Origin of the sequence: Rhizobacter sp. Root404, assembly GCF_001425865.1 — a bacterium.
In the GTDB taxonomy this organism is placed as follows: domain Bacteria; phylum Pseudomonadota; class Gammaproteobacteria; order Burkholderiales; family Burkholderiaceae_C; genus LMDS01.
The window spans coordinates 238,946-258,201 of sequence record NZ_LMDS01000004.1 but is presented as its reverse complement, the minus strand read 5'-3'; the positions used below and the strand labels follow the sequence as shown (position 1 = coordinate 258,201).

Genomic DNA, 19,256 nt, shown 5'->3' with positions numbered 1-19,256 from the left:
CGTCAGGCCGGCGCTGCGGCCGCCGCTGCCGGCACGCCGCAGCGCCACCACCGCGGCAGCAGGTGCTGCACCTCGGGCCGGCGGTAGCGGTCGTCGATCAGCAGAACGCAGCCCTCGTCGGTCGGCGTGCGGATCACCCGGCCCGCCGCCTGGATCACCTTGCGCAGGCCCGGCAGCAGGTAGACATAGTCGAAGCCGGCGCCGAACGTGGCCTGCATCGTGCGGCGCATCTGCTCGTTGACCGGGTTGAACTGCGGCAGGCCGAGCGTCGCGATGAAGGCACCGACCAGCCGGGTGCCGGGCAGGTCGATGCCCTCGCCGAACGAGCCGCCGAGCACCGCGAAGCCCACGCCGTGGCCATCCTCGACGAAGCGCGCGAGGAAGGCGGCGCGGTCGGCCGCCGACATCGCACGCGTCTGGCGCCAGGCCGGCACGTCCGGGTGTTGCGCGACGAAGGCATCGAACGCGCGGTCGAGGTAGTCCAGGCTGCTGAAGAACGCCAGGTAGTTGCCGGGCCGTGCGCGGACCCGCTTGCCGATCAGCGCGGCGATCGGGCCGACCGACGCATCGCGCGCGGCGTAGCGCGTCGAGATCGCATCGATGATCTCGACCGACAGCTGCGCGGCGCGGTAGGGCGGCTCGATCGTCAGGCACGCGGTGTCGTCCGGCAGGCCCAGCACGTCGGCATAGAAGCGGTGCGGCGACAGCGTTGCCGAGAACAGCACCGTGGCATGCGCGGTCTCGAACCGCGCCTTGAGGAATGCCGCCGGCACGACGTTGCGCAGGCACAGCACCGCGTCGACCCGGCCATGGACCGCCGACGCCGGCCGCGTCAGGTCCACGATCGAGTGCGCGCCGAAGCTCTCGGCCAGCCGCACGACGCGCAGGGCATCGAAGTACAACGCCATCAGGTCCGGGGCCAGCGGCAGGCCGCCGGCGGTGTGCTCGCCGATCGCCGCGGTCGCCTGTCGCAGCGCGGCGAGCAGGGGCTCCGGCGGGCGCGGCAGCACCTCGTAGGCGTCGGCGGCTGGCGCGGCGGATGCCGGGTCGGACGCGGGCCAGGAACGCCGCACGCGCCGCAGCGCGGTCGCCAGCGGCGGCGGCGCGGCCCGCACGGCGGCGCGCACGGCGGCGAGCGACAGCGCCGCGCTGTACATCGCGCGTGCCCGGTCGAGCAGGTTGTGCGCCTCGTCGACCAGCAGCGTGACGCGCCACTGGTTCGCAAGCGTCAGGCCGTGCAGCAGCGCCGACGCGTCGAAGTAGTAGTGGTAGTCGGCGACCACCACATCGGCCCAGCGCGCCAGCTCCTGCGCCAGGTAGTACGGGCAGACGCGGTGGACCGCGGCGATGCCGCGTACCGCCTCGCGGGACCAGCGCGGCGTCGCAACGGCCGCCTGCCGCGCGGCGGGCAGGCGGTCGTAGAAGCCGCGGGCCAGCGGGCACGACTCGCCATGGCACGCGAGGTCGGGGTGCTCGCAGGCGGTGTCGCGGGCGACCAGCTGCAGCACGCGCAGCGACCCGGGCGGTGATTCGTCGCCCTCGGGCCACGCGCCGAGCTGCGCGAGCGCGTCGAACGCCGGCGCGTGACCGGAGTTCTTCGCGCTCAGGAAGAACAGGCGGTCCAGGCCCCGGTCGGGCAGGGACTTGAGCGCGCCGAAGAGCGTCGCGATCGTCTTGCCGATGCCGGTCGGGGCTTCGGCGAGCAGGCAGCGCCCGCGGCGCGCCGCCAGGAAGCTGTGCTCGGCCAGCCTGCGCTGACCGGCGCGGTAGTCGGCGTGCGGAAACGCGAGCGCACGCAACTGGTCATCGCGCGCCGCGCGGTGCTGCAGTTCGCGCTGCGACCAGGCGATGAAGCGCTCGCACAGTGCGGCGACCACCGTGCGGAGGTCGTCCGCGCTGCAGGCTTCGCTCGACACCGTCTCGGCCTGCGTGACCACATCGAAGTAGACCAGCGAGACCGTCAGCGCCGGCCGCTCGAACTGTGCGCACACGAGCCAGCCGTAGACCTTGGCCTGCGCCCAGTGGAGCGCGCGGTGGTTGGCGGGAATCGCCGCCACATCGCCCTTGTGCGTCTTGACTTCCTCGAGCACGCCGCGCGCCGGGTCGAAGCCGTCGACACGTCCACGCACGGTGAGCGGGCCGTACGTGCCGCTCACCGTGACTTCGCTGCGGTGCGATTCGGGCCGGCGTCCGGCGACGGTGCGATGACCGGCCATGCCTTCCTGGGCGGTCGGCGAGGGCGTGAAGCGCAGGTCGAGATCGCCCTGCTTGGCTGCGAACTCGCAGAGTTCGCGTACGCCTATCGTGTATCGGGGGAGGGGGAATGGAGACATGGCAGACCGCAAGGGTCCGCCATGCTACTGTGGATTCGTACAGTCAATATCGCACGCGGCGCGCCGGCCGCATGATGGCCATCAGCACGGCGCCCACGCCGGCGGCGGCCAGCAGCGCCCGCACGGGTTGCTGCTGCGTGTACTCGATCAGCGAATCCAGGGGCGCCGACGCGTTGTTCAGCGCCGGAGACAGCTTGCCGCGCACCGTCTCGACCTTGTCGGAGACGCTGTCGAGCGCTGCGGTGGTCGCCGCCTTGGTGGCGTCGACCGCGCGCGTGGCGGAGTCGGCGGCCTTGTCGACGAGGTTGGCGGCAGTGGTGCCGGGCGTGGCGGATGTCGTTTCGATCATGGTCTCGGCTCCTGGTGAATGACAGTCCTGACGGTAGGCAATCGCCGCGCCCGGGGGCAGCGGACAATCAGTGGCGAGCGCGTAGTACGCGTCCTACCGTCATGCGTTCGGTCAGTGCCGGATGCGCCGACCGCTCTCAGTGATCCACTGGCGCGCGACCTTGCTCGGGTTGTCGTGCCGGCGCGCCGCCCACCGCTCGCCGGCCACCGCGCGGGCGAGCTTGTGCGACACGCCGGGCTCGGCATACACCATCACTTCGTTGGCGAAGAATGCGATCCACTCGTTCTTGGTCATGGGCCAGCGCGTCCTTTCGACCGAAATCGTAGTGATTTGAAACAGGCGCGCGTGTCGGACGCCGACCCTCGCGGTTGGAGGAATTCGGCGATACGCGAACGCGGCGGACGCTTCGGCTAAGGTGCCGGCGTGCGCATCGCCACCTGGAACATCAACAACATCGCGACGCGGCTGCCGCTGCTGCTGGCCTGGCTGGAAACGACGCGGCCCGACGTCGTCGCGCTGCAAGAGCTCAAGCTGACGACCGCGCGCTTCCCCGCCGCCGAGCTCGAGGCTGCCGGCTACGGCGCGCTGGTCGTCGGGCAGGCGACGTGGAACGGTGTGGCCATCCTCGCGCGTGGCGCGGAGCCGGTGCCGGTCCGCCGGGCGCTGCCAGGCGCTGCGGATGACCGGCAGGCGCGCTATGTCGAGGCGGCCGTCGAGGGCGTGATCGTCGGCTGCCTCTATCTGCCCAACGGCAATCCGGCGCCCGGCGCCAAGCTCGACTACAAGCTCGCGTGGTTCGAGCGCCTGTTGCTGCACGGGGCGGAGCTGTGGGAGAGCGGGCACCCGGTGGTGCTGGCGGGAGACTTCAACGTCGTGCCGACCGACGAGCCGGCGGACATCTATTCGCCCGCGAGCTGGCGTGACAACGCGCTGCTACACCCGGCCGCGCGCACCGCCTGGCGACGCCTGCTCGCGCAGGGCTGGGTCGATGCCCTCGGCGCCGCACGTGACGGCCCGCCGCGCTACACGTTCTGGGACTACCGCCGCAACCGCTGGCCACGCAACGCGGGCCTGCGCATCGATCACCTGCTGCTGAGCCGCAGTGTGCAGCCCCGGCTCGCGGCCTGCGGGGTCGATGCCGCGATGCGCGGCATCGAAGGCGCCAGCGACCATGCGCCGGCGTGGATCGAACTCAATCCTTGAGATCGGCGGGCACCTTGCCGCCGTTCGCGGCCACCTTGTTCATCACCTGGCGGTGCAGCCAGATGTTCATCGCCGCCGAGTCGTTCATGTCGCCGCTGTAGTGCAGCTCCTGCGCGAGTTCCTTGCGCGCCGCCAGCGAGCTGTCGAGCCCGAGCAGCTTCATCAGGTCGACGATCGACGTCCGCCAGTTCAGCTTCTCGCCCGCGTTCTGCGCCATGCCGTTGAGCATCTGCTCGACGTCGACCTCGGCCATCGGCTTCACTGCGGGTGTGGCGGCAGCCGTCGTGCCGGAGGTGCTGGTCGTCGGTGCAGTGCCGGCGCTCGGTGGTGTCGAGGGCCCCTGCGCCGTGGTCGTCGTGCCGGCGTTCGCCGCACCGGTGTGCGACGGGAAGATCTTGGCGAGGATGTTGCTGAGAATGCCCATGGTGGTTCCTTGTGAATGCGGGAGTCGCCATGTTCCGCGGTGCGCGCGCGGGCGCGCACGCGGACGCCGGCCCGCACGCTTGTAGGAGCGCGCGCCTGCCGCGTCGCCGGCGCTCGCGGAGGCTCAACGCCGCAGCAACTGCCCCGCGGCCTCGCCGGCAGGCTGCAGCGGCCCGAGCGGATTGACCTGGCGCTCGACCCGGTCCCCGTGCGGCTCGCCGCCGTAGCTGCGGAACAGCACGACCTCGTCGCGCACCGCCACCAGGCCGTTGAAGTGCCAGCCGGTCACCCGCGCGGTGCGACGGAAATTCAGGAAGTCGAGGAGAAAGTTGCCTTCCCGCCGCGACGCCTCGCGTCCGAACCGGAACTCGTAGGCCTGGCACGCCTGGCGTGCCAGCAGGCACTCGCGGATGCCCGGATCGAGCGCCTCGAACGGCACGCCCGGGTCCGGCGACAGGCGCGCAGTGAGCTGCGGGTACGGGATCACCGTGACGTTCGCGCTCGCCGCGGGATCGAAGCCGAGCGCACGCATCTGCGCGACCGTGGTCTCGTGGCCGAGGATGCGGTCGAATGCGGATGCAGCGGCCGCGTAGCTGTCGAACGGCGAGCGGGCTTCGTTGTCGGCGCGCGGCAGCATGCCGGCACAGCCGGCGGTCAGCATCGCGGCGAGCAGCAGCGCGAGCGCGGCGCAGCGCGTGGCGAAGTGGCGTGACGGACGGCGAAACATGCTGAGGCTCTCCCCGGAGCGCGCGGGCCCCTGCTCGACGCACCGACCTTATCGAGCACCGACGCGCCCCGGCTTGACCCAGCGCAAGACCGGCAATCCGGCCGCTCGCCACACTGGAGCCGCGCCGGACGCTGTCGGGCGGAAGAAAGCAGCGCACGTGTACGAATCCATCCTGGTGGCGGTCGATGGCAGCAATGCGGCCGAGCGCGCGCTGATTGAAGCGATCGCGCTCGCGCGCGGCCTCGGCTCGGCGCTGCGGCTGCTGCACGTGGCCGATGCGCGCGTGCCGGATGAGTCGCTCGTCTACGCGCCGCCGGCGCAACTCGCGGAAGACTTTCGGGTCGACACCGAGGCCGTGCTGCCGCGAGCTCTCGAGCGGGCGCTGGCCGGCGGCGTGAAGGCGGAGGGCATCGTGCGGCGCGACACCAATCGGCGTGTGGCCGAGCAGATTCTCGACGAGGCGTCGCGCGCGCGCTCCGGCCTGATCGTGATGGGCACGCATGGCCGCACCGGCCTCGCCCGGGTGGCCCTGGGCAGCGACGCGGAATCGGTGCTGCGCGAAGCGCCCGTGCCGGTGCTGCTGGTCCGCACGGCCGCGGCGACCGGGCCGGGCTGACCACCGCCGGCGATCACTTCTCCATCGAACAGGACCTTCCATGCCTTCCCTGACCCCCACCGACCTGAACCAGATCCGCGACCAACTGAACCGGCGCCTGCAGGCGCTGCGCGGGGAAGTTCATGCTGCGCATCTGGCGCGGCAGGCGGCCGACCTGCCCGACACGCGCGAGGTCGGCGACCGCAAGGACGAGGCCGCCCGCCACCAGTTCGACGACCTGGACGATGCCCAGGAACAACGTGACCTGGACGAGCTGGCCGGCGTGATGGCCGCGCTGCAGCGGCTGGACGCCGGCTCCTACGGCGAGTGCCTGGACTGCGGCGAGCCGATCCCGGCGCCGCGGCTGCGCGTCCAGCCATCCGCCCCGCGCTGCGCGCCGTGCCAGACCGCGCACGAAGCGGCGGCGGAACGGGCGCACTGATCAGCCTGCGGCCTGGCCGGGTTCGCCGGCTCCGTATCGAGGGTGATCACGCGGACCCGCGCGCCTGGCGCCTGTCAAGCAACGCTGCGCAGCAGCAGCGCCTGGAGCGCGAACTTGCGCGCGTCGCTGCCGTCGCCGAGCAGCGCAGCCACCTGCGCCACGGGGTGCGCCGGATCCTCGAGGCCGCCCAGGATCGGGATGCCGGCCACCGCCCCCAGGCGTTCCATCAGGCGCGGCTCGATGTCCAGGCACACCACCGCGCTGTACAGCCGGCCCAGCATCTGCGCGGTCAGCTCGACGGTGTGCGGGTCGCTGTGTTCGGTCAGGTGGGGGCGGATGTGCGCGACACGCGCGCCGAGTTCGGTGGCGGCGTGGTCGATCATCGCCACATCGACGCGATCGTCCTCTTCGGCGGCACACAGCACCGCCAGGATCCGCCCCTTGAGCGATGGTCGCGGCGCGCCCGCGCGTTCGGCGGCCTGCAGCGCACGTGCCGCCGCGCCCAGGGCCGCGAGCGGCTCGGAGGCGAGCGGTTCGGCCACGGCCGGACGAGCGGGGACGGGGGACGGTTTCATCGACGGCGGTCAGCGGCTTGCATGCGTCGGTCGCAGCCTATCGGGGTCGCCGGCCGGGCCTTTGACGCGGGTCAAGGTTCGCAGTGCAACCGGCCGCGGAAACACGCCGGATACAGAGCATTCACACACCGTTGCGCGCCGACTCGTGCGGTTCTCACGGCGTTGCCGGCGGCTGCCTAGGATTCACCGCAAGCCACGAAAACGACCGACCCGAGGAACCCGCCATGCTCCAGACCACGCTCGCCACCCCCAGCGCCCCCGTTCATCTGCCCCGCGCCGCGATGACGCGCTCCGCCGACGCGATCGAGACCGCCCGCCGCGACGACGAGGCCGGCCGGCGCATGATTGCCGCACTCGGGCAGCTGAACACGGCGTTGGCGCCCCAGCGCCGCGTCGTGCATGCCGGCGACGTGATCTACCAGGCGGGCGAGCGCTTCGGCAACCTATACGTGCTGAACGCCGGTTTCATCAAGATCGTCAACCTCACGTCGGACGGTCGCGAGCAGGTGGTCGGGCTCAAGTTCCGTGGCGACTGGCTGGGCTTCGACGGCATCGCCAACGGCCAGTACTCGTGCGACGCGGTCGCGATGGACACCGGCGAGGTCTGGACGATCCGCTATGACGCGCTGCTGGCCGCTTGCGTGCAGCAGCCCACGCTGCTCACCGTGCTGCACGAGGCGATGAGCCGCGAGATCGCCCAGGACCGCAACTCGCTGATGTCGGTGTGCACGCTGCCGGCCGACGCGCGCGTCGCCGAGTTCCTGCACTACTGGGCCGGCTCGCTGGCCCGCCGCGGCCTGCGCGCCGACCAGATCACGCTGCGCATGACGCGCGCCGAGATCGGCAACTACCTCGGCATGACGCTCGAGACCGTGAGCCGCGCCCTGTCGAAGCTGGCGCGCGGGCAGGTCATCGCGTTCCCGGAAAAGGGCCGCCGCGACATCCGCATCCCCGACATCCGTGCGCTGTCCGCGTTCGTGCAGCAGTCCCTGGCGCCCGAAGCGGCGACGATGCTGCAGTGAACGATCAGCCGCCGGGCGCCTGACGCGCGCCCAGCGCCGCGCCGATCGCCTGCGCGAGTTCGTCACGCGAGCACGGCTTGCGCAGCAGCTCCCAGCTGGCCGGCGAGGCGCTGTCGGCCTCGAGCAGTTCGGCGGAGAAGCCGGACATCAGCAGCACCGCGAGCGTCGGCATGCGCTGTTCCGCCCGCGCCGCCAACTCGGTGCCGCGCATCCCGGTGCCGAGCGCGATGTCGCTCAGCAGCAGGTCGATGGCCGCGCCCGCGTTGAGCACCGCCAGTGCGTCCTCGGCGTTCGAGGTCGCCGACACGCGGCAGCCGAGCGTCTCCAGGAAGGTGCGGATGATCGTGCGCACCTCCTCGTCGTCCTCGACCAGCAGCACGCGCAGCCCCGGCGGCACCGCATGGCCGATGGCGGACGCGGCCGGTGGCGCGACCGCGACCTCGCGCGGCTCGGGGATGTAGAGCGTCAGCGTGGTGCCCGCGCCCGGGGTGCTGTCGATCGTGATCGCGCCGTTCGATTGCTTGACGAAGCCATAGACGGTGCTCAGGCCCAGGCCGGTGCCGCGGCCGACGTCCTTGGTCGTGAAGAACGGCTCGAAGGCGCGCTCCTTGACGTCGTCCGTCATGCCGCTGCCGCTGTCCGAGATCGCGATCGCGACGAATTGCGCGGGCGGCGGCGACGGGTCGTCGAGCTCGGCGCGCAGCTCCGCCGGCAGCGCCGCGCAGGTGCCGGCCCGAAACCGCAGCAGGCCGCCATCGGGCATCGCGTCGCGCGCGTTGATCGCGATGTTCAGCAGCGCGGACTCGAGTTGCGAGGGATCGGCCAGCACGGTCGGCTGCGGCGACTGCAGCTCCACCTCGATGCGGATGCGCTGGTCCAGCGTGCGCCGCAGCATGTCGGCGAGCGACTGCAGCATCGCGCCGACGTCGACCTGCGCCGGCTGCAGCACCTGGCGGCGCGAGAAGGCCAGCAGCTCGCCGGTGAGGTCGGCGCCGCGCCGGCTCGCGCGGGCCGCCGCAGCGACCAGCTGCTTGCGATAGGCGTCGTCGGCGTTCGCGGGCAGCTCGTCCAGCACCTGCAGGTTGCCCTGGATCACCGTCAGCAGGTTGTTGAAGTCGTGGGCGATGCCGCCGGTCAGCTGGCCCACGCTCTCGAGCCGCTGCGCATGGTTCAGCGCCTCTTCCGACTGGGCCCGTTGCAGGCTGGTTGCGAGCAGGCTGGCCATGGATTCGAGAAAGCGCAGCTCGTCCTCGCCGAACGCGCGGACCGTGCGCGAGCGCACCGTGAGCGCGCCGATGGTCCGGCCGCGATCCGAGATCGGCACCGCCAGCGCGCTGCGCAGGCCGGCCTCGAGGAACGCACGCGGCACCACGAACCGCTGCTCGCTGACGTAGTCGGGCACCAGCAGCGGCTGCCGCATCGACAGCACCAGCCCGGGGGACGAATCGGGCAGATAGGGGATGCGCGTGCCGACCTCCTCGCCGGGCACGGGACCGACGCCGCTGGCGATGCGCAGGCCGGCGCGGTCCGGCTCGAGCAGGAACACCCGCGCGACCTCGACCTCGAGTGCCGCCGCCGCGATGTGCGGCACCTGGTCCAGCACCACCTGCGGGTCGCGCGCGTCGACGGCCATCCGGCCCAGGTTCGCCAGATGCTCGCTGTAGCGCGCCCGCTGCAGCGCCTGCTTGACGCGCGGGTACGCGCCGATGCCGCGGATCGACGCGACGACCAGCGGCAACCCGTGGTCCTGCATCGGGCTCAGCGCGATCTCGACCATCACCTCGGTGCCGTCCTTGCGCTTGGCGACCAGCTCCATCTGCGTGCCCATCGGGCGGGCACGCGGCGCGCGCGCATAGCCCTCGCGGTACTCGGCGTGCCGCGGCCGGATCGCGTCGGGCACCAGCGCGTCGACGCTCAGGGCGATCAGCTCGTCCGGCGCGTAGCCGAGCAGGGTGCTCGCCGACGGGTTGGCCATCACGATGCGGCCGCTCTGGTCGACCAGCAGCATTGCATCCGGGTAGGCGAAGAACAGCGAGCGGAAGACCGTCCGCTCGTCGATGCTGGCCGGCAGGGCGGACGGCGTCGGCGGTGGCACGGCGGGCTCGGTCATGGGTTCAACCGGCGGTCACCGGCGCGACGAGGATGTAGCCGGCGCCCCGGACCGACTTGATGATCTTCGGGTTGTCCGCGTCGTCGCCGAGCTTCTTGCGCAGCCGGCCCACCTGAACGTCCACCGTGCGGTCGAACGGGCCGGCTTCGCGGCGGTGGGTCTGCTCCAGCAGCTGGTCGCGCGAGAGCACGCGGCCCGGCTGCCTGGCGAATGCGCAGAGCAGATCGAACTCGCCGGTCGTCAGCGCCACGTCGTCGCCGCGCGGATCGAGCAGCTGGCGGGCATCCAGGTCGAGCTGCCAGCCGGCGAACTGGAGCACGTTCGCGGCGCCCGGGCCGCTGGCCACGGCGGGCGCGTTCGGCTCGGCCGGCGCCAGGCGGCGCAGCACGGCCTTGATGCGGGCGGCCAGCTCGCGCAGGTCGAACGGCTTGGTCACGTAGTCGTCGGCGCCCATCTCGAGGCCGACGACCTTGTCGACCGCGTCGCCGCGGCCGGTGATGATCACCAGCCCGCAGCGCCAGTGCTCGCGCAGCTGGCGGGCGATCGAGAAGCCGTCCTCGCCGGGCAGGCCGAGGTCGAGCAGCACCAGCGCGGGCGGGTCGGCCGGCATCAGCGCGGCCAGCGCGCGCCCGTCGTGCAATTGCGTGATGCGGTAGCCGTGGCCCTGCAGGTACCCTGCCAGCAGCTGGGTGATTTCGACTTCGTCGTCGAGGATGGCGATGTGGACGGCGCTCATGGGTTCTCGGTGGAGCACAAGCAACGCGGGCGAGCGTAACAGCATTGACGGGGGTCAAGCGGGCAGCCGCGGCGGCGGCCGACACTGCGTCACCCATGGGCGCACGCATCGCCGATCCCCGCCGCCGGGCTCAGTGAAAACGAGGCCGCGCGGCGCCGCGCTCCGTTCGCGCCCGCTCTCAGCCCAGCCACTGGTGCAGCGCCGCCAGCGCCGCCTGCGCGAACGCCACGACCACGCTCCAGACCAGCGCGATGGACGCGAAGCCGGTCGCGCTGCCGGCCAGCACCCACGCCCCGTCGCGCCCGATGACGCCGACCGCGATGATGCTGATCGCCCAGGCCGGCAGCATGTTGCCGAGCGGGATCGGCAGCATGATCAGCAGCGCCAGCACCACACACAGCGCGGCCGCCAGGTGCACGGCCAGCGGCGTCAGCAGCAGGTCCAGGCGGGGCGCGAGCCAGCGTCGGGTGCGCACGATCCACGGCGTCGCGCGGGCCAGCAGCGCGGCGAAGTCGTGCCGCGCGATCGAGCGGCGCGCGATGAAAGTCGGCAGCCACGCCGCCCGCCCCAGCATCCACTCGAGCGTCAACAGCAGCAGCGGCAGACCGAGCACGGCCGAGGTGCCGGGCGGTGCCGGGATCACGTTCGGCAGCGCGAACACCAGCACCAGCGCGACCACCGCGCCGTGCGGCCCGCCCGCGCTGAACACGTCGCTCACCGAGATGCGCTCGCGCCGCGGGTCGTCGGCCAGCGCCGCCAGGTGGCGCAGGAAGGGCGATTCGCGGGTCACTCGTTCATCCATCGGCCCCAGCCTACACGCCCGCGGACCGCCGGCGAGCGGGCCGCGCGCTACGTTGACGCGCATCAAGGGGCGCGCCGACGCGCCTGCCTATCGTGGCCCGATCCACTCGATCGCGGAGGTCGCATGCGACTCACCTTCCTCGGTGCCACCGGCACCGTGACCGGCTCCAAGTACCTGCTCGAGCACGGCGGCCGGCGCCTGCTGGTCGACGCCGGCCTGTACCAGGGGCTGAAGCAGCTGCGGCTGCGCAACTGGGACGCGTTCCCGGTCGAGCCGTCGCAGATCGACGCGATCGTGCTGACCCACGCCCACCTCGACCACAGCGGCTTCCTGCCGCGGCTGGTGCAGCGCGGCTTCCGCGGTCGCGTCTACGCCACCGCACCGACGCGTGAACTGTGCGGGCTGATGCTGCCCGATTCCGGCCGCCTGCTCGAAGAGGAGGCCGACTATGCCAACCGGCACGGCTTCTCCAAGCATCACCCGGCGCTGCCGCTCTACACCGAGCAGGACGCGCGCGACGCGCTGCACCACTTCACGCCGACGGCGGTAAGCGACGTCTTCGAGCCGATTCCCGGCGTGCGCGTGCTGTTCCGGCGCGCCGGGCACCTGCTCGGTGCGGTCAGCGCGCGGGTCGAGTGGGACGGTGGCTCGCTGCTGTTCTCGGGCGACCTGGGCCGCGGCGACGACCTGCTGATGCGCCCGCCGGAGCTGCCCGACGCCGCCGACACGGTGATCGTCGAATCGACCTACGGCGACCGGGTGCACGCGCAAGTGGACCCCCTGGCCGAGCTGGCCGCAGTCATCAACCGCACCGCGGCGCGAGGCGGCGTGGTGGTGATCCCGTCGTTCGCGGTCGGCCGCGCGCAGGCGCTGATGTACTGCCTGCACCTGCTGCGCGAGCAGCGCCGCATCCCCGACCTGCCCGCGTTCCTGAACAGCCCGATGGCCGCCGACGCGACCCGCATCTACCGCAGCCACCCGACCGAACACCGGCTGACGCCGGAACAGTGCGAGTCGATCGGCCGGGAGGTCCGCATCGTCAGCAGCATCGAGGAATCGAAGCGGCTCAACGAGATGCGCTACCCGACCATCATCATCTCCGCCAGCGGCATGGCCTCGGGCGGGCGCGTTCTGCACCACCTCAAGGCGTTCGCGCCGGACCACCGCAACAGCATCGTGTTCGCCGGGTACCAGGCGGCCGGCACGCGCGGTGCGGCGATCGTCGGCGGCGCGCCCTCGGTCAAGATCCACGGCCAGCAGGTGCCGATCCGTGCCGAGGTCGCGCAGCTCGATTCGATGTCGGCCCACGCGGACCGCAACGAGCTGCTGGCGTGGATCGCGGCGCTGCCCGCGGCGCCGAAGCGCGTGTTCGTGACGCACGGCGAGCCGGTCGCGGCCGACTCGCTGCGCCAGGCGATCGAGGAGCGTCACCGCTGGCCGTGCTCGGTACCGGAGTACCGCGACACGCTCGAGCTGTGAGGCGTCAGGGCAGCGCGGTGGGCCGGGGCGCAGCGGGCTCCGTGCGCGCGGCATGGCGCAGCGCGTTGAGGTCCTGGCGGATCGCGTGCAGCTCGCGGTGCAGCTCGTGCAGCAGTTCGTGCTCGATGCGGCGTTCCTCGGTCTGGACCCACAGCGCCGCGATCGACGCCGTCACCAGCGACAAGACCGCGAAGCCGAGCAGCACCACGAACACCGCGAAGATCTTGGCCGCCGGCGTGCTCGGCACGATGTCGCCGTAGCCCACGGTCGCGGCGGTGGTGAAGGCCAGCCACAGGCCGTCGCCGAACGTCAGCACCTTCGGCTCCAGCCACCAGAAGCCGAGGCCGCACAGGGCCAGCACGCTGATGCCCAGGGCCAGCAATGGCGGCAGGTTGCCGCGCCACGGTGCCGGCAGCACCGGCTCGGCGAGCCGCAGCACGATCAGCGCGGCCGTGCCGAGGCGCACGACGAGCAGGTCGGCGTCGCCGCCGCCGGGCAGCACGCCGGACAGGAACAGCCCGGCGGCGAGCACGAGGCCGAGCTGATCGGTGGTCCGGGTTGGCGCGCCCGGCGCCTGCTCCCCGGGGTGCGACTCGCGCCGGCGCCGCGCGAACGCCCGGGCCGCGACGAGGGTCGCACCGCCCGCGAGCAGGTACAGCAAGGTGCTGACGCTGCGGTGGATCGCCAGCAGGGCCAGGTAGAAGGCCGGGATGGTCGCGAGCAGCGCGACCCATTCGAGCCGCTTGGCCCGGCCGATCGGGGGCAGTCGAAGCACGTCAGTGCGCCATCAGCACCGGCAGCGTCATGGTGCGCAGCACCGTGCGCGAGGCACCGCCCAGCACCAGCTCGCGGGCGCGGCTGTGGCCGTAGCAGCCCATCACGAGGAGATCGGCGCCGACATCGGCCGCGAGCGACAGCAGGGCATCGCCCGCCGGGCCAGCGGAACTCAGCGGGTGGTGCTGGATCGGCGCGTGCACGTCATGCCGGCGAAGGTAGGCCTCCAGCGAATCGGCATGGGCGCGCTCGGTGCCGGGCTCGTCGGCGAGCGCCAGGTGGATCTGGTGCGCGCGCTGCAGCAACGGGATCGCGGCCGACACGGCATGCGCCGATTCGCGGGTCGACTTCCAGGCGATCAGCACCTGCCCGCCGACCGGTTCGCGGACGTCGATGAACGGCACGATCAGCGCCGGCCGCCCGCTCGCGAGCAGCACCGACGGCACGAAGTCGGCCGACACGCCGCTGGTCATCGGGTCGGACGGGTCGAACTGGCCGAGCACCATCAGGTCGGACCAGAGCGCCTGCGTGGCGAAGCCGGGGATCAGCGGCTCGGATTCCAGCTCGCGCCAGGCCACGGGCGCAGCGTCGCTGACCGACGCGCGGTCGAAGCGTTCGCGGGCGGCATCGCGGTAGTCGATGTCCAGCTGCTGCAGCATCGCCATCAGATCGCCGGGACCGGCGTCGAGCACGTACGGCGCGCTCAGCGCGCTGGGCGTGCTCGCATACAGCGCGGTGACGCTGGCGCCGTGCCGCGCCCCGAGTTCGCGGGCCAGGAGCAGCCGCCGCGTGCTGCGCGGCGACGGATCCAGGTGCACGAGGATTGAGCGCAGCGTGCTCATGGCGTCACGCCGGCAGGCGCCCGCACCAGCAGCACCGGCACGGGCGCGCTGCGCAGCACCTGCTCCGCATCGCTGCCCAGCAGCATGCGGCCGACGCCGCGGCGGCCGTGCGTGCCGATGACGATCAGGTCGGCCCCCCAGGTGGCGGCCTGCTCGGCCACCACCTCGGCCAGGCGCGGCCCCATGCCCTCGACCAGTTCGGTGTCGACCTCGAGGCCGGCGCGTTGCGCCCGGTCGCGCCCGTTGGCCAGGATCGTCCGGCCGGCCTGGCGCATCACCGGCAGCACGTCGGACAGGTAGACGGCCCCGGTCTCGAAGCCGGAGGCGTAGACCAGGTCGTCCACCAGGTGCAGCAGCCGCAGCCGCGCACCGGTCAGTTTGGCGAGCGCGATCGCCTCGTCCAGGCCCCGGGTGGAGGTGGGGCTGCCATCGAAGGGCACCAGGATGCGTTGGTACATGACGGACTCCTGTGAGGGTTCGTCGTCACGATAGAGCGCGCAACTGCGCCCCGCTTTGACGGAGCGCAAGCGGCACGCGGGACCGCTACGCGCCCGGGAACAGCCCGCGCAGGTAGCCGATCTGCACCACCAGGTACAGGCCCAGGCCGATGCTGAACGCCCCGACCAGCGCCGTCGCCGAGCGGTGCAGGCCGACCAGTCGGGTCGCCGACAGGCGCAACGGCATCGCGATGACGACCGACAGCGCCGCCATGCCGAGCAGCGAGCCGACCCCGAACACCGCGATGTACCCGAGTCCGAGCGCGACCGACGGCAGGCCTTGCAGGCTCAACATCACCAGCGCGGCCGAGCCGGCCAGGCCGTGCATCGCGCCGACGGCGAGCGCGCGCACCGGCCAGGCCGCCGTCGCGCCGCCCGGCGCGCGCGCGGCGCGCTCCTGCAGCACGCGGCGCAGCAGATCGGCACCGAGCAGGACCAGCATCACGCCGACGGCGGTTTCGAGCGCGCGCTCGGTCGACGGCGAGATCGAGTGGCCGAGGACGAACACCGCGCCCCCGAACAGCATCAGCGTCAGCGTGTGGCCGACGCCCCAGGCGGCCCCCTGGCGAAGCGTCTGCACGAGCGAGGCCTGCCGCGCCGCGAGCGTGGCGACGGCGGCGAGGTGATCGGCCTCGGTCGCGTGCTTCATGCCGAGCAGCAGGCCCAGGGCCAGGATCGACAGTGTCGTCACGGTGGGCCGGGCAGGGCAGGGTGGCGCATGGACGCAACCCTAGCAGACCGCTGCCGCGAAGCGGCGGCCGCGGCCGTCGAAATTCAGTCCAGCCGCACCAGCTTGCCGTCGCGCTCGGCGCTTTCCACCTCGACCGTCGGCACGACGACCGACTTCTCGCCGGCCCGGCCCCACACCAGATCGACCATGTCGCCGTCGAGCTCCTCGATCAGGCAGGGGCCGACCGGGATCGTCCGGGCCTGACCGTCGTGGGCGACGACCCGGAGCGGTCCGGTGACGCGGGCGGAATGGGTCTCGTGCAGCATGGTCTTCGGCCTCGGTTGCGTGAATTCGAGCCTAGGCAGCGCGGCGCCCGGTGTCGCGCGGAGATCACCGGCGCCGGTCGTAGGACGGCGCCTGCATGGCCGGCGTCGTACGCGTGCGCGCAATGAATGGCAACATCGAGCCCCCTCGCAGTTCCCCATCCCGATGAGCGACTCCATCTCCCACCCCGTCGCGGCCAAGTGGCCCGCCGCCCACCCCGACCGCCTGCAGCTCTATTCGCTGCCCACGCCGAACGGCGTCAAGGTGTCGATCATGCTGGAGGAGATCGGCCTGCCGTACGAGGCGCACCGCGTCTCGTTCGAGACGCAGGACCAGATGTCCGCGGCCTTTCTGGCGCTGAACCCGAACAACAAGATCCCCGCGATCGTCGACCCGAACGGGCCGGGCGGACGCCCGTTGGCGCTGTTCGAGTCCGGAGCGATCCTGCTGTACCTGGCCGAGAAGAGCGGTCAGCTGCTGCCGGTGGAGTCGGCAGCGCGCTACGAGACGATCCAGTGGCTGATGTTCCAGATGGGCGGCATCGGGCCGATGTTCGGGCAGCTCGGGTTCTTCACCAAGTTCGCCGGCAAGGACTTCGAGGACAAGCGCCCCCGCGACCGCTACGTCGCCGAATCGGTGCGCCTGCTCGGCGTGCTGGACCAGCGTCTGGACGGCCGCGCCTGGATCATGGGCGACGCCTACACGATCGCCGACATCGCGATCTTCCCGTGGGTGCGCAACCTGGTCGTCGGGTACGGTGCCGGCGAGCTGGTCGGCATCGACAACTTTGCCAACGTCAACCGTGCGCTGGCCGCATTCGTCGCGCGCGCTGCCGTGCAGCGCGGCCTGACCATCCCGGCCAAGCCGGACGCCTGAACAGGGAACCACTCACGATGAGCCTGCCGACCACCCGCCTGGGCCGCACCGGCCTGACCGTCTCGCGCCTCGCGCTGGGCACGATGACCTTCGGGCTGCAGACCGACGAGGCGGTGTCGCACCGCATCCTCGACACCGCCGCGGCCGCCGGCATGAACTTCCTCGACGTCGCGGATGTGTACCCGCTCGGCGGCACGCTCGAGACGGCCGGCCGCACCGAGGAGATCGTCGGCCGCTGGCTGCAGGCGCAAGGGGCGGGCGGTCGCGGGCGCTTCATCGTCGCGACCAAGGCGGTCGGCCCGATGGGGCCGAACCCGTGGGACCAGGGCGCCTCGCGCAAGCACCTGCTGTCCGCGATCGACGCGTCGCTCGCCCGTTTGCAGACCGACCACGTCGACCTCTACCAGCTGCACTCGGACGACCGCACGACGCCGCTCGACGAGACGCTCGAGGCGTTGGACGTGATCGTGCGCTCGGGCCGGGCGCGCTACATCGGCGTCTCCAATTTCCTGGCCTACCGGCTGGCGCTCGCGCTGGGCCGTGCCGAGTTCCTGCGCCTGACGAAGTTCGTCTCGGTGCAGCCGCGCTACAGCCTGCTGTTCCGCGAGATCGAGCGCGAGCTGCTGCCGCTGGCCGAGGAGGCCGGTCTGGGCGTGATCCCGTACAACCCGCTGGCCGGCGGCCTGCTGACCGGCAAGTACCGCGGCGCCGATGCGAAGCGCGAGGAGAACACCCGCTTCACGCTCGGCACCGCCGCGACGATGTACCAGGACCGCTACTGGAACGAGCGCAGCTTCGCGACCGTGGCGCAGCTGCACCGCCTCGCCGACGAGGCCGGCGTGCCGCTGGCGACGCTCGCGGTCGCGTGGGTCATGGCGAACCCGGTGATCACCGCGCCGCTGCTCGGCGCCAGCCGGCCGGAGCAGCTCGAGGCGACCATCGCCGCGGCCGATTACCGGCTCGACGCCGACCTGAAGCAGCGGCTCGACGAGCTCACCGCCGAGTACCGCAAGGGCGACGCTCCGCGCTGAAGCGGCGTCAGGCGGCGGGCGCGACGACCGCGCCCTGGATGCCGTGGCGCTGCAGCGCCCGGGCGACGAAGCCGCTGCTCTTCGCCGACTCGACGAACGCCCGCAGGCTCGCCTGCGCCGCCGCGCCGCGCGCGGCCGGCAGGCCCATCGCCTGCTCGATCACCATGAAGCGCCCGGGCAGCAGGCGCAACCCGCCGAGTCGCCGGGCGTCGGCCTGCAGCTGCTGCTTGACGCCGGCGGCCACGTCCGCGTTCTGCGCCAGGAAGGTGTCGACGACCGTCGGCGAGGTCGGTGCGCGCAGCATTTCGGCGGCCTTCAGCGTGCGGCTCAGGTACAGGTCGTAGACGCTCGCACGGCCGACCATCACGCGCGTGCCCGGGCGGTCGACCTGCGCGTTGTCGGTCAGCGGCGACGTGTCGCGGACCAGGTAGGCGCCTTCGATCAGCACGTAGGGCGCGGTGAACCGGATGCCGTCGCTGCGCAGCGGGTCGATCGCGAAGAAGCCGATGTCGAGCTGGCCGCCGCGCACCGCGTCCACCGACTGGCCCGCCGACTCGAAGACGGTCAGCTCCGCGTCGACACCGAGCCGTTCGGCCAGCGCCCGCGCCAGGTCGACGGACACGCCGGCGACTTGCCCGGTCGCGGCATCGCGCCGCGCGAGGATCGGGTTGCCGAGGTTGATCGACGCGCGCAGGCGCCCGCTGGGCGCGAGCAGCGCGGCGTCGGCGCGGCGCGCGCTCGCGCAGGCGCCCAGGCCCGGCGCGACCGCGCCGACCAGCGTGCCCAGCAACGCGCGGCGTGCGGTCGAGGCCGGGTTGGTGGCGTGGTTCGTTGCGGTCATCGGGGTTCCCTTCACGGCGCGGCCGGCCGGTCCCGCGCGACGCGTTGCAGATGTTCGGCGACCGTCGCGTCGCCGAACGGCTTGACCATCACGCGCACGGTGTTGAGGCGCGCGCCCATGGCGACGCCGGCGCGCTGCCGCACTTCGACGTACCCGCAGCGCGTCCAGAAGCGCTCGGCGGGTTCGTTGCCGACGACCGCACCGAGCCGGCACCAGCGCGCGCCCTGGCCGATCATCCACGCTTCCAGCTGCGCGTACAGCGCCGCCGCGGCGCCGCTGCCGTGCAGGTGCGTGGCGACGATGAACAGGCCGATGTGGCAGACCTGCGGTGCCAGGAAGTGCGACAGCCCGAACAGGACGCCGGCGAACGGATCGTCGTCGAGCGCGCAGCGCAGCGCCCACAGGCGGGAGTAGCTCATGTCCTGCGGCGGCCGGTCGTCGAATTCCTGCTGCGCCTCGTCGGCACGCGGCGGTGCCCCGGTGATCGTCTCGAAATAGCGCGGATTGGCGTCGAAGAAGCGCTGCAGCGCCGGCACGTCCCCGGCGCCGAGCGGGTGCGCCTGCCAGCGGCCGGGTGGAAAGGCAGGTTCCATCGCGCGATGGTG

23 protein-coding genes are annotated in these 19,256 nt (G+C 72.3%); 7 read left to right on the top strand and 16 right to left on the bottom strand.

Annotation, left to right across the window (positions count from 1 at the left end):
- Positions 1–2: 2 nt before the first annotated feature.
- The 3 genes from ASC76_RS05775 to ASC76_RS05765 all read right to left on the bottom strand — a co-directional run bounded on the left by ASC76_RS05775 (position 3) and on the right by ASC76_RS05765 (position 2,976).
- Positions 3–2,333: an ATP-dependent DNA helicase gene (locus ASC76_RS05775; protein WP_056463855.1), complete on the bottom strand. Its 2,331-nt coding sequence runs from the start codon at positions 2,331–2,333 to the stop codon at positions 3–5.
- A 43-nt stretch (positions 2,334–2,376) separates the two neighbouring features.
- The gene (locus tag ASC76_RS05770; RefSeq protein ID WP_056463850.1) at positions 2,377–2,682 is read right to left on the bottom strand and encodes a hypothetical protein; all 306 of its coding nucleotides are present in this window, start codon (positions 2,680–2,682) and stop codon (positions 2,377–2,379) included.
- Positions 2,683–2,793: 111 nt separating this feature from the next.
- On the bottom strand, positions 2,794–2,976 hold the full coding sequence (locus tag ASC76_RS05765) for a hypothetical protein (RefSeq protein ID WP_056463847.1): 183 nt from the start codon (positions 2,974–2,976) through the stop codon (positions 2,794–2,796).
- 129 nt (positions 2,977–3,105) lie between these two features.
- Here ASC76_RS05765 and ASC76_RS05760 point away from each other — a divergent pair, with 129 nt between their 5' ends.
- Positions 3,106–3,885 (top strand): exodeoxyribonuclease III, encoded by a 780-nt coding sequence (locus ASC76_RS05760; RefSeq protein ID WP_056463844.1) that lies wholly within the window; start codon positions 3,106–3,108, stop codon positions 3,883–3,885.
- Here the strand turns inward: ASC76_RS05760 and ASC76_RS05755 are convergent.
- Positions 3,875–4,309 carry a DUF3597 domain-containing protein gene (locus ASC76_RS05755; protein WP_056463842.1) on the bottom strand — a complete coding sequence of 145 codons (435 nt, stop codon included), beginning with the start codon at positions 4,307–4,309 and terminating at the stop codon, positions 3,875–3,877. The genes ASC76_RS05760 and ASC76_RS05755 overlap by 11 nt on opposite strands.
- A 123-nt stretch (positions 4,310–4,432) precedes the next feature.
- A complete protein-coding gene (locus tag ASC76_RS05750) occupies positions 4,433–5,035 on the bottom strand; it encodes a hypothetical protein (protein WP_056463839.1) in 603 nt (200 codons plus the stop codon).
- Positions 5,036–5,108: 73 nt separating this feature from the next.
- Between ASC76_RS05750 and ASC76_RS05745 the strand changes: the two genes are divergently transcribed.
- Both ASC76_RS05745 and ASC76_RS05740 read left to right on the top strand, forming a co-directional pair.
- A complete protein-coding gene (locus ASC76_RS05745; RefSeq protein ID WP_235580365.1) occupies positions 5,109–5,651 on the top strand; it encodes a universal stress protein in 543 nt (180 codons plus the stop codon).
- 40 nt (positions 5,652–5,691) lie between these two features.
- Positions 5,692–6,072 carry a TraR/DksA family transcriptional regulator gene (locus ASC76_RS05740; RefSeq protein WP_056463835.1) on the top strand — a complete coding sequence of 127 codons (381 nt, stop codon included), beginning with the start codon at positions 5,692–5,694 and terminating at the stop codon, positions 6,070–6,072.
- Between the two features lie 74 nt (positions 6,073–6,146).
- Here ASC76_RS05740 and ASC76_RS05735 read toward each other — a convergent pair whose 3' ends face one another.
- Entirely contained in the window at positions 6,147–6,614 is a 468-nt protein-coding gene (locus ASC76_RS05735) for a hypothetical protein (RefSeq protein WP_056463832.1), read from the bottom strand.
- Between the two features lie 257 nt (positions 6,615–6,871).
- Here ASC76_RS05735 and ASC76_RS05730 point away from each other — a divergent pair, with 257 nt between their 5' ends.
- Complete coding sequence (locus tag ASC76_RS05730; RefSeq protein WP_056463828.1) at positions 6,872–7,669, top strand: Crp/Fnr family transcriptional regulator; 798 nt, start codon at positions 6,872–6,874, stop codon at positions 7,667–7,669.
- 4 nt (positions 7,670–7,673) lie between these two features.
- On the opposite strand, the gene ASC76_RS05725 is transcribed toward ASC76_RS05730, so the two are convergent.
- From ASC76_RS05725 to ASC76_RS05715, 3 genes are all read right to left on the bottom strand, one after another.
- Positions 7,674–9,779: a PAS domain S-box protein gene (locus tag ASC76_RS05725; RefSeq protein WP_056463825.1), complete on the bottom strand. Its 2,106-nt coding sequence runs from the start codon at positions 9,777–9,779 to the stop codon at positions 7,674–7,676.
- Positions 9,780–9,783: 4 nt separating this feature from the next.
- Positions 9,784–10,515 carry a response regulator transcription factor gene (locus tag ASC76_RS05720; protein WP_056463822.1) on the bottom strand — a complete coding sequence of 244 codons (732 nt, stop codon included), beginning with the start codon at positions 10,513–10,515 and terminating at the stop codon, positions 9,784–9,786.
- A gap of 178 nt (positions 10,516–10,693) precedes the next feature.
- Complete coding sequence (locus tag ASC76_RS05715) at positions 10,694–11,317, bottom strand: exopolysaccharide biosynthesis protein (protein ID WP_162247061.1); 624 nt, start codon at positions 11,315–11,317, stop codon at positions 10,694–10,696.
- Between the two features lie 123 nt (positions 11,318–11,440).
- On the opposite strand from ASC76_RS05715, the gene ASC76_RS05710 reads away from it, so the two are divergent.
- On the top strand, positions 11,441–12,796 hold the full coding sequence (locus ASC76_RS05710; protein WP_056463814.1) for an MBL fold metallo-hydrolase RNA specificity domain-containing protein: 1,356 nt from the start codon (positions 11,441–11,443) through the stop codon (positions 12,794–12,796).
- 4 nt (positions 12,797–12,800) lie between these two features.
- Here the strand turns inward: ASC76_RS05710 and ASC76_RS26065 are convergent, their stop codons facing one another.
- The 5 genes from ASC76_RS26065 to ASC76_RS05685 form a co-directional block, all read right to left on the bottom strand.
- On the bottom strand, positions 12,801–13,571 hold the full coding sequence (locus ASC76_RS26065; RefSeq protein WP_235580364.1) for a potassium channel family protein: 771 nt from the start codon (positions 13,569–13,571) through the stop codon (positions 12,801–12,803).
- 1 nt (position 13,572) lies between these two features.
- On the bottom strand, positions 13,573–14,412 hold the full coding sequence (locus tag ASC76_RS05700; protein ID WP_056463813.1) for a universal stress protein: 840 nt from the start codon (positions 14,410–14,412) through the stop codon (positions 13,573–13,575).
- A complete protein-coding gene (locus tag ASC76_RS05695) occupies positions 14,409–14,870 on the bottom strand; it encodes a universal stress protein (RefSeq protein WP_056463809.1) in 462 nt (153 codons plus the stop codon). Before ASC76_RS05695 ends, ASC76_RS05700 begins: the two co-directional genes overlap by 4 nt.
- A gap of 85 nt (positions 14,871–14,955) precedes the next feature.
- A complete protein-coding gene (locus ASC76_RS05690; RefSeq protein WP_056463806.1) occupies positions 14,956–15,600 on the bottom strand; it encodes a hypothetical protein in 645 nt (214 codons plus the stop codon).
- Positions 15,601–15,683: 83 nt separating this feature from the next.
- Complete coding sequence (locus ASC76_RS05685) at positions 15,684–15,905, bottom strand: hypothetical protein (RefSeq protein WP_056463803.1); 222 nt, start codon at positions 15,903–15,905, stop codon at positions 15,684–15,686.
- A gap of 163 nt (positions 15,906–16,068) precedes the next feature.
- Between ASC76_RS05685 and ASC76_RS05680 the strand changes: the two genes are divergently transcribed.
- A complete protein-coding gene (locus ASC76_RS05680; RefSeq protein ID WP_056463799.1) occupies positions 16,069–16,779 on the top strand; it encodes a glutathione S-transferase N-terminal domain-containing protein in 711 nt (236 codons plus the stop codon).
- Positions 16,780–16,796: 17 nt separating this feature from the next.
- Positions 16,797–17,810 carry an aldo/keto reductase gene (locus tag ASC76_RS05675; protein ID WP_056463796.1) on the top strand — a complete coding sequence of 338 codons (1,014 nt, stop codon included), beginning with the start codon at positions 16,797–16,799 and terminating at the stop codon, positions 17,808–17,810.
- Between the two features lie 7 nt (positions 17,811–17,817).
- Here the strand turns inward: ASC76_RS05675 and ASC76_RS05670 are convergent, their stop codons facing one another.
- Together ASC76_RS05670 and ASC76_RS05665 are read right to left on the bottom strand one after the other, a co-directional pair.
- The gene (locus tag ASC76_RS05670) at positions 17,818–18,651 is read right to left on the bottom strand and encodes an ABC transporter substrate-binding protein (protein WP_082548811.1); all 834 of its coding nucleotides are present in this window, start codon (positions 18,649–18,651) and stop codon (positions 17,818–17,820) included.
- Positions 18,652–18,662: 11 nt separating this feature from the next.
- Positions 18,663–19,244, bottom strand: coding sequence for a GNAT family N-acetyltransferase (locus ASC76_RS05665; RefSeq protein ID WP_056463794.1), 582 nt, complete (start codon positions 19,242–19,244; stop codon positions 18,663–18,665).
- Positions 19,245–19,256: the final 12 nt, after the last annotated feature.